Source organism: Marinoscillum furvescens DSM 4134, from assembly GCF_003386095.1.
Taxonomy (GTDB): Bacteria; Bacteroidota; Bacteroidia; order Cytophagales; family Cyclobacteriaceae; genus Marinoscillum; species Marinoscillum furvescens.
On record NZ_QREG01000040.1, the window covers coordinates 4,302 to 19,662 of the forward strand.

The 15,361-nt window shown below is 44.7% G+C and carries 1 protein-coding gene; it reads right to left on the reverse strand.

Translation table 11 applies throughout. The features are described 5' to 3' along the window. Window positions 1-15,069 (reverse strand): LamG-like jellyroll fold domain-containing protein (locus C7460_RS23120; RefSeq protein ID WP_115870516.1); only part of this gene is annotated, 15,069 nt, incomplete at its 3' end. Window positions 15,070-15,361: the final 292 nt, after the last annotated feature.

Genomic DNA, 15,361 nt, shown 5'->3' on the forward strand with positions numbered 1-15,361 from the left:
CACCCCGGCGTTTATGCTTATGGTCATATCACCGGTACCACTTGGAGTGATATCAGCAGTATAAGTACTCGCATCAACGGCCATAAAGTTGCCGGCCGATCCATTGGTCACAGATATATCTCCTACCACAAAGCCTGAAACATCTTCACTAAACTGAAGGGTAATACTAAATGGAGATGTACTACTCACTACTGCAGGCTCACCCTGAATATCAACCGTTGGCGCAGTATTGTCATAAATAATCGAGTAAGTAGTAGCGGCGGTGTTGCCATTGCCACCTCCATCGGTGGCTACTCCTGCACCTACATCCACACTCACCAGTCCATCTGCTGTAGGAGCTATGTCTACTGAGAAGCTAATGCTGTCTCCTGTTGTCAGGTTACTTGCAGACCCATTCGTAACGGTAATATCAGATAATTCAAAGCCACTAACCGACTCACTAAAGTCTATGTTGACAATGAAAGAACTGCTATTCGTTGGGTCAGGCTCAGCACTGGTGATCGTCACTGTCGGTACAGAGGCGTCATATTGCGTAATCGCTGGGAAGGCTGCTGTATTCGTATTGCCGGCCGCATCTTGAGCCACCCCGGCGTTTATGCTTATGGTCATATCACCGGTACCACTTGGAGTGATATCAGCAGTATAAGTACTCGCATCAACGGCCATAAAGTTGCCGGCCGATCCATTGGTCACAGATATATCTCCTACCACAAAGCCTGAAACATCTTCACTAAACTGAAGGGTAATACTAAATGGAGATGTACTACTCACTACCGCTGGCTCATCCTGGATATCAACCGTAGGTGGGGTATTGTCATAGGTATTTGAGTAAGTACTAGCGGCGGTGTTGCCATTGCCAGCTCCATCGGTGGCTACTCCTGCTCCTACATCCACACTCACCAGTCCATCTGCTGTAGGAGCTATGTCTACTGAGAAGCTAATACTGTCAGCGGTAGTCAGGTTACTTGCAGACCCATTAGATACCGCAATTTCAGATACTTCAAAGCCACTAACCGACTCACTAAAGTCTATGTTGACAATGAAAGAACTGCTATTCGTTGGGTCGGGCTCTGAGCTGCTGATCGTCACTGTCGGTGCAGAGGCGTCATATTGCGTTATGGCCTGGATTGCTGCTACATTTAAATTTCCAGCAATGTCTTGAGCTACACCAGAAGCAACATCAATTGTAATATCTCCGACTCCATTAGGGGTAATGTCCACCGTGTAAGTGCTATCGTTGATTTTCGTCAGATTGGATGCCGATCCATTACCTACCATGATATCTCCTATCACAAAACCACTAACATTTTCATTGAAGCTGAAAGTCACATTGTAAGGCGATGTGCTGCTCACTACCGCTGGCTCATCCTGGATATCCACCGTAGGTGGGGTATTGTCATATGTATTTGAGTAAGTACTAGCGGCGGTGTTGCCATTGCCAGCTCCGTCGGTGGCTACTCCTGCTCCTACATCCACACTCACCAGTCCATCTGCTGTCGGAGCTATGTCTACTGAGAAGCTGATACTGTCTCCTGTTGTCAGGTTACTCGCAGATCCATTTGTTACCGTAATGTCAGATACTTCAAAGCCACTAACCGACTCACTAAAGTCTATGTTGACAATGAAAGAACTGCTATTCGTAGGGTCGGGCTCTGAACTGTTGATCGTCACTAAAGGGCCTGACGTATCAATAATTAGCTCACCAGCAGTTAAGTCATTCGCACTATTTCCTGCTTTATCTGTAGCTGTAGCTACCACTTCATAGGTACCATCCGCTAATGACAGTATTTGACCTGCTGTCAATACCCATGTTCCATCTCCATTATTAGTAGCTTGATAATTATTGCCATCAACCAAAATATCGATGGTTGCTGATGGATCATCTACTGAACCATCTAGTTCAGGACTAGAATCATTGGTTGTCTTCGTGTTTACAGAAATGCTTGGAGCCACAGGGTCATAAATGACTGTGCGTGAAGAAACCGCTGAGGCGTTTCCTGCTACATCGCTAACATCCACGTCTACTTGTTCAGAGCCGCTAAAAGCCTGAACGTCCAAGGCAGGAATTCCAGTACTCCAGACACCACCACTTACTGTAGCGGTATAATTCTGGGCATTTGCTGCAATATTTACAATTTGGCCGTTTTCTGCATCAGTAGTTCCGGACACTACTACTGGAGAATCATCTTCAGCCGCATTGATGGTATCATTCACAGCTATAGGATCCAAGGTAATTGTTGGTACAATAGGATCATACGTAATTGCCCTATTTGCCTGGATGGCCGAATTTCCTGCAAGGTCGTTGACATCAGCATATACGGTTTCATTCGTATTCAAAGCTTGTACGTCAACTGCTGGAACTAACACAGACCAAGTATTTGAAGAGGCCGTTCCTGTGTATGTCTGCGCATTCAGCGTGACTGTCACCGTCTGACCATCCTCTGCATCCGTCCCTCCAGTAATACTTACATCTACATCATCCTCGGTACCGTTGATGATGTCATCTGTAGCTATCACATTTATGGAAATAGTAGGAGGCGTAGTATCCAAATACAGCGCACCAGAAGTGGTCCAAATGGCGACAGCATCTCCATCTCCATTTCCGCCATTATCATCGAGCAATTGACCATGATGGTCAAAGGATAAGTCATAAAGTAATTGCCCTTCATTTTCGTCAAATCGATAATACGCCATAAGGTCGTCACCACCGATACCCGGATGACCTGTGAGGTCATTCGTAAACAAGTAATTATTGATATCCGTACCTGTCAGCGGATATGACCAAACACGGAGTTCGTCTATTTCGCCATTAAAGTAATAGGCTGGTCCAACCTCCGTACGTCCGATTTCCCAAGCCGGAGACCAGGAAGCTCCAGATGAGGCATCTGCATTCAAATTGGCCAGGTTCCCGTTGATATATATTTCATTGCTGCTTCCATTCCATACCACAGCAATGTGCTGCCAAATACCCGGAGTAATTGTTTCCACGGTAGTTCTAAAACCTGAGGCGTCTTCTCCACCCGTTCTGTTGTTCATAAAACCAACAGTCCCGTCGTTTAGCACTGACACGAAGTAATCTCCAACAGCATCATTATTGGTATTTCGAATGATTGCCGCACCATAGGTAGCATCAAATCCAGAATAATTCGGAACATTTACCCACACCTCAACACTAAACACTCCTGTATAGCCATCACCCAGAGCGTTGGCATTGAGGCTAATAAAGTCGTCCACGCCATCAAAATCAAGCGCCGTGCCAGCATCTCCGTTGTTTGGATATCCAAATGCATGTAAGATTACTTCATATGGGTTTTCATCCGAATCATCGTTTTCGATTGAAATCTCACTTACTCGATTCCCGGGTACTGAAGGCGTAACGGCTACCGCAAAGCTGGTCTGATTGGCAGGATTTACCAGCGTTGAAGTTCCCGTCAAATCGATCGTAAATTCAGATGGATTACTGGAAACAGCCAGGGGAGTTCCCGAAAGGTTGAGGTCTACAGATCCATTATTATAAATGATCACCGATTCGTTTTTGGTATCGCCCATCAAAATAGCACCCAAATCAAAACTTGCAGAATCAGGCATTGGAATACCAGACACCTCAACATCCATCTCAGGTGCTGGCCCTTGTGCCAAACTAAAAATTGATGTACCGGAAGTAACGTCAGAAGCGGTAGCAACCAATTGGTCCGTACCGGTGAGCGACAAGCCCGAAATGAACCAATCACCTACTCCATCCGCATCTATAGAGTCGAGAAATACTTGTCCCTGACCCAGGGTATCTGCCAGATATAAATGAATGCGATCACCGATAGCGGCCGTACCATGCACACTGTCCAGTGCTACAAAATCGATCAAAGGGGAGGCATAGTTGTTATTTCCACCTACAATACCTCCGCCTACGTTGGCAAAAATAGCATTGGCAGTGATTTGATTTCCGATAGAGCCTACATCATTTATCAGTACCCCAGCACCCTGATTGTAGGCAATCATGTTTTCACTTACCAGGTTGTTCGTCGCATTTGATCCATCAAAGAAAATACCATTTTGAGCGTTTGGAAGTGCAACTGAATCAGCAGTCAGGCCGATATAATTATAGCGTATGATGTGATTGTCATTGAGCGACTGAAAATACATTCCGTGCTGACCAGCCCCGATCACATTCCCTTCAAATCGAATGCCTGCATCTCCTGAAGCGATGAATATGGCATCAGAACCATTGGCCACCGTGTCCTGACCTTGGGTATTGGTGCCAATGAAATTGTTTTCGACCATTGAGCCATCTGCCCCCTGTAAGAAAAGACCGTAATTAGTGTTCCCTGAAATTACATTTCGTAAAGTATCCAGCGGCCCTCCGATCAACATACCATTGGCTCTAGCATTGATACCGCTTCCATTGCCAGCGGGTATATCGTTCCATTCTATTCCCACAAGGTTGCTTTGAATACGGATATTGGAGTTGTTGGCTCCATCTAGCTGCAATCCATAAGTCGAATTATTCACTAGAATATTACCTTTTCCGATGGCCCCTATCTTATGTCCTTCAGCAAGAACTCCTATTGATCGGACTCCATTGGTGAAATTAGTTACACGCATACCATACAGTTCGAGGGTGACGTCCTGATTATTCGCATACAGACCGTCACATCCCGCACACCCAGATCCATCTAACGTTACCAATGCACCAGAACTCCAATCAAATGAGGGTTCTGTGGTTGCATCTATGATGATGAAATTGGTAAGATCTGGAAGCTGAGTAGCCGGGCTGATGGTATAAGGTCCCGCACCCATATCGAAGGATATACTACCACCATTCCTGGTGCCATTGATCACGGATATAGCTTCTCTCAGTGTACCAAAACCAGCATCTCCGTCATTGTCGACAATATAGTGTGCACTAAATTCTGAAGTGCCGTTGACTGTAGTCAGGGTTGCCTGGTAGGACGTGGCTGACGTAAAACCGGCTCCAGCTATAGTCCACTCCGTCTCGCCACCTGTCGCAGTAAATACACCAAGGTATGTTTTGCCTTGATCTACGTCGTAAAGTTCGTTGGAATACACATGTACCTCTTCACCTGTAGAAGCGGTTGCTGGGAATCTTCCTATAATCAGACTGTCTTTTACGTCCAAAATGTAAGGAGGCTCCTGATTTCCATGCGCACTAAATGCCAATTCAATTCCAACTGGGTTGCCAAATATGCTGTTTCCAATAATCTCGTTGTTGGTAGACCCCGCATCTCGAATGTAGACACCAGCATTTGTATTCAGTGCAATCGTGTTGCCCACATCAGTACCTACGCCCCCAATTACATTATTAGCCGAATTACCAATATATATTCCATATTGGCCATTGGCCAGCGTATCTATTTCATTTGGCGCCAAGCCAATAATATTCCCAAATATCATATTCCCATTAGAGGTAGCGGATATGTGAATCCCAGAGGACCCATTACCTGAAATGACATTCTCCTCACCTGGAAGTGTGCCGCCAATTTGATGGTTTTCAGCTCCAGAGTACAACCTGATACCAAACTGACCATTACCCAGACCAGGACTGCCGAGGCTGTTTGTCCCGATAATATTACCCTGAATGATCGCTCCATCAGACGCCAGCGTATGAAGGTAAATTCCTTCCTGTAAATTTCCAGCAATAATATTGTCGTATATAAATAACTGATTGGAGTTGTTGGCTGCTATTCCGTTTCTGTTTGGTATGGCCACCTGCTCGTTTGGCGAAAGGCCCAGAATATTATTAGTAAGGGTCACATCTCCAGTAAGTGTTGCTGCCAATATGCCCGCACCACTAGTCACAGTATTACCAGAAATCACATTTTGATCAATGTGTACGCGGGTAGAGCTATTATGGATTTCAATTCCAGACATTTGAGACCCTAATGCCGTGAGGCTATCCAGTCCAAAGCCAATCCAGTTGTTGGTAACAAGCACACTATCGACATTGCTCAGATAAATACCACATTGGCTATTCATCCCACCGATGTAGTTTCTCAAATCATCATTAGAGTCGCCAAGAAATATATTGGTAGAAGATGCGAAATAAACTCCTCTTGCATTGGTAACATCCGTGACTCCATCGGCTCCAATTCCGATTAGGTTGCCCTGCACAAAAATGTGATCCGTATTGCTTCCATGAATTGAATAGCCGGTACCAGAACCAACAGCGATAATGTTTCCTTCATCAAGCGCATTAGAGCCACCAATAGTAATGTATGATGCGGTGTTGATCATCCTAATGGCATCACCCGATGCCTGCGCCGTTACACCGTCGGCTTTTACGCCGAAATGATTAGCCTGAATGGTAATAGAGTCCGCATTTAAGATGTAAATATCTGTGTCGTTGTTTAAAAAGATATTTCCTCTCCCTGGTTCTCCTACACGAGCATTATCGGCATTTTCGCCGAAATAATAGATGCCGTAGTTGGAAAGGTTTCTAATTTTCAAACCAAATACATCGACAAATGGAGAGGTAATTTCCAGTCCATTTCCAGTAAACCCAGAGCCATCAATAATTGGCATTTGTCCGGTTGCAAAATCCCAGTTTGGCTGAGAAGATCCATTGATGATCACTGGAGCAGTCACTTGAGGTAGTGGACTCAAGGGTGCGATGACCCATGAAGTGGTGTCTGTACCCGGAAGATTGAATATGATTTCTACAAAATCTGCGCTAGAGCCATTAGCATCTATAATTGCTTGTCTCAATGATCCGGCACCTGAGTCATTGGTATTGGTCACCGCAAAGCTTTCATTGCTGTAGGTATCTGAAATCGCCCAGTTTGGTGAAGCAAAATCACCTGCAGCACCAGACCAATAGACATCATTGTAGTAAGTAGATTGATCCATTAGGTAGAAATCGTCATCCTCATCCATTTTTAGATAAGCACGCAATCCAGTCTCACCACCGGTTAGTGAGGTGAATTGAAGCTGTTCTATTTCTTCTTGAGGCTTGGCGTGATCCCAAAATCTAAACTCATCCATTGCACCTTCTATGGCAATTTCTGTATAAGTCTCCACCGGGAATTGAATAGGGCCTGAAAACCCAATAGTCGTGCTATTGTCCAACTGTCCGTCTACATAAATGGAAAGAGTATTACCTGCTCTTACATAGGCGATATGATGCCACAGGCTATCAAAAATCACCGTGTTACCCGTAAGCAAGCCACTGGTGCCACTAGTGGTTTCTCGAATAAAAATATACGGTCGCTGTGTATTGGTAGAAGCAGAAACGATCTTTGGTTGCCCTCCCCCGTAAGGATCGTACTGCTTAAAGAAATCAATAGTACGTGTGGCAGTAGGCTCTATCAATGCCCAAAATTCAATAGTAAAATCCTGAATTTCATATTGTACTGGTCCTTCAAAATCCAGGAGGTCATCCGTAGCATCAAAAATCAAAGCATTGCCAGGCTCTACCATAAACTGACGAAGCTGAGAAGGCTCTGATATGTAATTACCATCTTTGAATGAAATCTGATAATAATAAGGTGTGAGCGGGCTGATATTGTCAAACGCTCCCGGATCATTGATAAAAGCTCCCAAAGCTGGGGCTGAAAGGCTAACGACACTTGAGCTACTCAGCGTATCATTATCAGCATATTCAATGATGTACTCGGTAGCATTCGTTACTTCTAGCCAATTGGCCTCAAAGCCATTAGCAGTCACTTTAGTCGCAGCAAGCGCAAATGGCACATAGGAGTCCGAATACTCCCATTCGTTTCCTGTAAAATTTTGGAGTAATCCATCGGCACGATTTCTATGATCAACTAAAAGTGTATCACTCACCATATCGAAATCATAATGCCTAACCAACGACGCCCGATAAATGTCTGTGTGATACATTTCACTTTTGACTTCTTCATGAGTCAGCGGTGCGTTGTGAATCCGCACGTCATCCAGGTAGCCCTCGAAAAATGCTCCAGTGCCAGTTCCGTTCAAATAACTTCCTCCTATTCGGTCGAATGAAGAACTTGCGTTGTAAGATTTGGAGCCGACGGCATCTACCAAACCATCTACGTACATGTGTACTTCTCCGGAGTTGGAATGTGTCACTGCCACAAAATGCCATTCACCATCATTGAGGATTCTTCCACCGGACAACTTATACCAGCTACCATCCCAATGATTGTATTCCAGGTGCCCATTAGACACCCCAAAGGACGTTCGAATGTTATTGTCATGATCCCCGACGATCGTATATGCCGGATTACCTGCGTATACATCAGAACTATCATAAGCAGTGGTATAGATCCAGGCCATGTAGGTAAGCCCTGAAGCTAACGTAGTACGTGTGAGTTCTACATATTGGTCGATACCATTGAAATTTATAGTTGCTCCCGGTCCTTTGATATCTGCCATCACAGTGGCAGATGGCTGGGATAGCGAAGTGCCGTCATCAGAGAACACCCGGTAGAAGTAGAGGTTTCCGTCATCTACAGTGGCATCTGTGTAGAAGGTGTTCGCTGTAGTGCCGAGATACCCAAATGACAGGGTGTCATTCACTGACCGCTCTATAACATACTGCGAGGCCCCGGACACAGAACCCCAGGAAAGCTGCGCTTGGAATAAGTCATCAACCTGTGCAAGTACACTGTCTGGAACTTCCAGGTAGCCACTATACTGAGATGTACCTACTCCATTGACGAACCCTGAAACGAGGTATTTCTTTTGGGGATCAAATGCACCACTTATAGACCAGGAGCCCGATGACACGGTAGCTTGATCTACGTAGGTAAAGCCTCCACTATTTGAGCATGAGTCCGCCTCATAGACATATACCAGTGCACCATTTGGATACCCTGGTGTTCCTCCAGATATAGTCGCTCCGGTGATACTATTGACTATTGGCGGTTGAATCCCTCCGTTTACTACACCAGATGACGGCTCATGGAAAACCAACTGCCCCTGCACATTACAGCCAATCGCATTGATTTGTAAGTAGTTTGGACCCAGGCTGTCTGCTGCAGCTTCCATGATCACACCTATGGAATCATTATCAGCAATTAGGTTTGCATCTGTAGGATTACTCGACCCGATGTAGTTGTCATACGCCCGATCAAATATGTGAATACCGAATGGCTGGGTAAGCGAACCTCCAGCACCATTGATGTCTACGCCTATATAATTTTGAATGATTTGGTTTTGAGTAGCCGAACTGCCAGACAATTCGATACCGCCACCATTATTTCCAGAGATGATGTTACGCGCTAATGGGTTTGTAGCTCCAATTTGAATAAAAGAGGTGCCGTTGATATCAATCCCTGATCCAGAGTTGGACCGATCCTGAAAGCCACTGATGTCTGTGCCTATGTAGTTACCAAAAATATATCCGGAATAAGGAGAAGAGCTAAATGCTAACCCATCACTGCCGTTTCCGGAAATCACATTGCGAGCACCAGCGATCGTATCACCCACATAAAAATAGCTGGCGTCATTTTTCGCAAGTATCCCATTAAATGCATTAGGCAGCGCCTGATCGCCAAGGCTATCGAGCCCTATAATGTTAGCCTTTATAAAAGTGTAAGCACTGGAGTCAATATCGATACCATCGTCGCTGTTTCCAGAAATGACATTGCCACCTAGCGCATGGTTGGTTCCTATAAATGTAGAATCCGCCCCGAAAAGCTTAATTCCGTTTTGAGCGTTTGGTGCTGCCACAAGACCCGTAGCATCAGTTCCTAAAAAGTTATTATATATGAATGTCTGCGACGCGTATTTCACCAAAATCGCATTGAGGCCATTAGCGCCTACGTAGTTTCTTGCTCCATTTAGGGTATCTCCAATGGTAGAATAATCAGCATTTTCTATTTTGATGCCGTCCTGACCATTTCCAAGGGCATTACCCGCAGCGTTCAGACCCACATAGTTTCCAACTATGTATGTACCCCAGGAAGTGCCGTCCACCTCAATACCATCATCAGTATTACCCGATACGGTATTGTAAAGATTGAATGTGCTTCCACCAATTATTGTGTAATCCGCATCATTAATGTCTATCCCATCACTGTTGGGCATAGCTACCAACCCGCTCGCATCAATGCCTATATGGTTAGCGTAAATTTCATTGAAGTCACTTCCGTTGATGATCAATATACCATCGCCAGTATTGTCCGCTATTACGTTTCCTATCTCAGCAAGGTCATCTCCAATTTTGTTGTAAGAAGCTCCGCCTTTCAGGTAAATTCCTTCTCCACCATTACCCATTCCTGTATTTCCAGCTACGTTGGTTCCTACCATGTTGCCAGAAATCACATTGTAACTGGTTCCTAATCCATCTAGGGTAATCGCATCGTCGATATTCCCTGAGACAATATTTCCTTCGGAATAAGTACCCCCAATCAAAGAGCCGTTTGAACCATTTTCTAAAACAATACCATCATCATTGCCAAAGGCTATTTCATTGTATTCCAGTCCAATATAATTGGCCTGAATCGTAAGGGAATCGGAAGCATGTACCAAAAGCCCAATGTTATTGTTGACAAACACGTTTGGCTTACCCACTGTGCCGATTTGAATGTGCCGGTTGTTGTCTCCCGTGACAGCTATACCGTTAGCGAAACCTTCGAACCGAAGACCGAAAATTGCGGAGTAAGAGGCATTACCCAGGCTATCGAAGAAAATACCTGAATGTGTACCTGTAGTATCTCTTAGCGAAATGAGATCTCCTGTCGAGAAATTATAACCTGGCTGGTTGGTGGCATCTATTACTAATTCGTCGATAATAGGAAGTGGCGAATTGAGCAAAACTTCCCACGGTCCTGCCCCTGGCAGATCAAAAATGATCGAATCTCTCCCCACATTGAAGTTGGCCGCTTCGATAGCAGCACGCAATGATCCTGACCCTTCATTTTTTGTATTGGTTACACTCGGCATAAACGATGCGTCCCATATTATAGCACCTGAAATGGTTCCGTTGTTACCGTTTTGCGTTCGGTCGATTACCTTATCACCAGTATCCTCATCAAATGAGTAATACGCCATCAAATTGGTATCATTAGGCGGTACAGATCCATTGCTAAATGAAAAATCTGTGTGTGCAACATCCCAAATTGTCATCTCATCAATAGGCCCCATAAAGTAGCCATCAGTACCGGATAGCCTATCTCTGGCACCAATTGTAAATTGGCCTCCCGGTGGAGTCCCAGTTACGGTATTGGAAGTGCCACTGGCCACTCCATTGATGTAAAGCTGCATTGTCGTTCCAGTGCGTGTCGCCGCTACATGTGTCCATTTATTCAACGGAAGTGTTTCTGCCGAAATCACGGATTCATAAGTACCGTCACTTTCTCCATAAAATAAATTTCCAGAAGTGTTGATATACAGTTCAATGCCATCATTAGATGCAGGGTTTCCTCTAAAGAATATCCACTGATTCTGAATAAAGTTCCCTGGCTTTATCCAGGCAGAAATGGTAAAACTAGAAGTATATCCCAATGTTTCTGGTGCTGAAACCAGGGTGCTCAATCCGTTAAAATTCAAAGAACGGCCTGGAAAATTATAGGTGCTCCCCAAATCCACTTCACTTGTATCAGCCGCTGAGCCTTTGTAGGCTGCTACCCGATAAAATACCGATGTGTCCTGTCCAACATTGTGCACAAAAAAGGTATCTGTAACGGTGGCTATCTCTGTCCATATGCCATTATAAGTGGAAGAAGCCAAAACCTTAAACCCGTCTTCTGTAGCTGATTGGTCCCTCCAGTTTAGCTGAACGCTATAAGGGGATGTCTGAGTGGTGTACAAGCTATCAGGAGCTACAGGTGCCCCTAGATTGGAGCTGGATCTCGTTGGTCCAAAGCTTTCAGCATTGTTCGTGTTTAGTGAAGCATCAAAAACCGCATTGCCACTGTTTTCATCCAGAGGATAGTAAAATAGCAGTCCATTTTCATTTCCATTGAGATTATTGTTCATGGTGTTTTGGATATCCGTTTGCGATCTGGATATGTCCCAAAACCGTATTTCATCAATCTCACCATCCAAAAATTCACTCGCAGAGTTGTCCCACTTTCCAAACACCAAGGAGTCAGAAGATGCTGCCCAACTTGTAAATCCATTTGATCCAAGAGAAACAGGAGTTCCATCTATATAAATCGCTCCCTGCCCCGTATTATTTCCATTATTTGAAATGGCGATGTGGTGCCACTGACCATCATCGGGATATGCAGCCGCTGTAGACTGAAAGTTTCCAGTATTTGTTGCGTCACGAATTTGAATAACTCCGGTAGACGTTACGGTAATGATAGTAGGAGCAGCAGATGGATCACTCATGATACCATGAGTTTTGACCAAAGGTGTAGCCAATTTTAACCACGCTTCAAAAGTCCACACACTTTTGCCGCTGAGCAATGAAGCGCCCCCAGAAAGGCCAAAGAAATCATCTACCCCATCTAGCTGTAAAGTATTGCCAGGAAAATCCAATGTACTACCAAACTTGACATAGCTCGTGTCACTTTCAGCACCAGTATAGGCAGCCACTCGATAGTACAAGGACGTGTCAGCCGCTAGATTGTGTACAAAAAAAGTATCCTGAATGCCTGTGGCTATTTCGGACCATGGTCCAGAGGCATTTGATGACGCCAATATTTTGTGACCTTCTTCTCCTTGAGATTGATCTGCCCAGTTGATTTGGAGGTGCCCCTCAGTCACTTCATAGACATATAAACTATCCGGTGCGACTGGACTATACAGAGTAGATGGAACGTATACTCCCCCATTGATTACCCCAGTATTGTCATTTGTGCTATTATCTACTGCAGTGAATCCAGCTCCTTCTTCAAAGGGATAATAAACCAAAATTAACCCTGCCTCATTTCCATTAAGGAAGGAAAATCGATCAGAAAAATCTGTTTTGGCATAATCCCAAATCCTAAACTCGTCTAAATCAGCCTGCAAGGTATAAGCGGATTGCCCGTCGAATGTACCTATTTCGAGGTACGGATTCGGTGGAGTGTTTACCGCCACGGTATTGTCTACGGTTTCCACAAAGGAGCCGTCTATATAGATATCCGTAGTACTAGAGCCATTATACACCAGTCCTACATGAGTGTAGGTGCCAACCGGAATGGTTGCGGTAGTGGCCGTTACGTCATTTCCGCTAAGCCTGTGTAGTTTGATTCTACCTGTTGTCCCGTCAAAACCGACGAGAACTACCTGATCTGCCACTGGGGTTTCATGCCCCCACCAGGTGATCCAGCGATCACCACTTTGCCCTTCACGCTTGATCCAAAACTCTAAAGTAAAGGGGGAACTTCCTCCAGGTAGATTAGTGGACGCTGTAATTCTCGTGGAGCTAGAGGTGTCAAAGCGCAGCGCCTTGGAGGGAAACTCAAACGTGGTTGCATGTCCAAGCTCTGAGTAGGCACTCGTATCATTTTGTGTTCTGGAAGCTATTCGGTAGTAGAAGCTCTGACCAGGACCTGTGCTGATAGTATGACTAATGGAATTGGGCCCTACTGAAATGTAATTTGGTGCTGAAAAGGCTTCGTCTGTTGCTTGTTGAATTACAAAACCAATTTCATCATTGCTTTGGTCATTCCATTCTATAGTCACATCACTTTCAGAAACCGCATAAGCGATAAAATTTGATGGAGTAATTGGTGGCAGATCAGATTCATTAGATGTAGTAGGCGTGAAAGCCACCCCCATATTTGTGGCATTATTTCCATTGACAGTTCTGTCAGTGGCATTTCCCGAATCTTCGTTGAAGTCATAGTAAGCCTCGAGGTTTGGAGCAGCGGTAAACTCCGCCTTGGTATTGAGTGCTATTTCCTGTGCAGTGCGTACGCCAGTCCACAGCCTCATTTCGTCTACCTCACCTACGAAAAAACTGGATGGTTCCCCTTCTCGATTAAAAGCGCCTATGGTTACTTCATCCAAAACACCTGTATAACTTAATAGGCTGTAATTTTGACTAACGTCTAGTTGGCCATCCACATATACTTTCACATTTGGTGATCCAGAAGAAGCATTATCTACCCAGGCAATATGATGCCAGGTGTTGTCTAGTATGATGGCATTTGAAGTAAGCCCATAAGCAGACACGACCCCATCACCTCTTTTAGCAAAAAGTAACTGACCACCCGCCGTGGTGCTTATCCATGAATGCGGCACGGTAGAAGAACCAGAATTGGCTTCCATATACACGTAGTTGAAAGCCTGAGGACCGCCTTTGATCCACATTTCTACAGTAAAGTCCGCCGTAGCACTAGAGTACAAAGGCAAACCACCTGCCGTGGGTGCCAGGAAATAGGTATTAGACCCTGAAAAAACCGCTGATTTGTTTACAGATTGCAGCACAGGTCCCGAAGTGACCCAATCTGCCCCAACTTCCATATTGATAAGTGTGGCATCATGTCCATTTAATGTAGCATCTACTGCAGTGGAAGTACCAACATTAGCCTCAAAGTCGTAGTATGCTACTAAACCTGGTACATCACCTGCCACAGGGCGATCATGATTATTAGCTATTTCTTCAGCATTACGCTGCTTATTCCATATTCGTATTTCATCGAGTTGCCCATTAAAATGATTGCATGCACAAGAGTACCCTTGTTGTGCAATAAACAAAGGATTTGTATCCGTGACCGAAGGGGGCTCCGGGTAATTAAATGTACCGTCCGCTGCTCCATTTAAATAAAAAGTGGCCTGATTGGCATTGATATCATAACTCACAGCCACATGTGACCAGGTATTGAGTGGAACGGTAGTAAGGCTTTCTCCCCAGGCACCAGATGTTGTACCGTGCAGATAAAGTTTAATCTTTTGGACGTCTACAGCAAAAATAAACACTTCAGAGTTGTTGACACCTCCACCATGGCCTTTGGCTAGTATAGTCAGACTTCCTGTATTAGTTGGGTATACCCATGCTTCTAAAGTAAAGTCTGAGACAGACACATTCAACGTCGGATCATGTGGTACCGTCAGGTGCTCATTCGTTCCATCAAAAATTAGGGCGTTATTTTGTGCGTGGAGAACAGGGCAGTTCAGTACAAATAAAACTACTAGGAATCCAATGGCATAATAATTGAACCCTAGTTTGGCAGCTAAGTGATTGGTACTCATGGCGGTGGTGTTAGTATACTACGAAGCAATATACTTTAGCCAGGTACTAAAAGGCAAAATAAATGTGGTGAATAGCCTGATTTATGTAGTTAACAACTGCGATTTTCGATAAACTCCAAAATTTAAAAGCCCGATAGAAATCTACCAGGCTCCTCATTCAATCCTATTATATCTATTTAATATATAGTTTTTTGGACACAATCGTCTTGGACCCAGATTTTTCTGTGTCGATGAAGTTGAGCAGGTAGACGCCCTGGTTGAGGTCACTTACATCCAGGGTCAGCTCTTGATT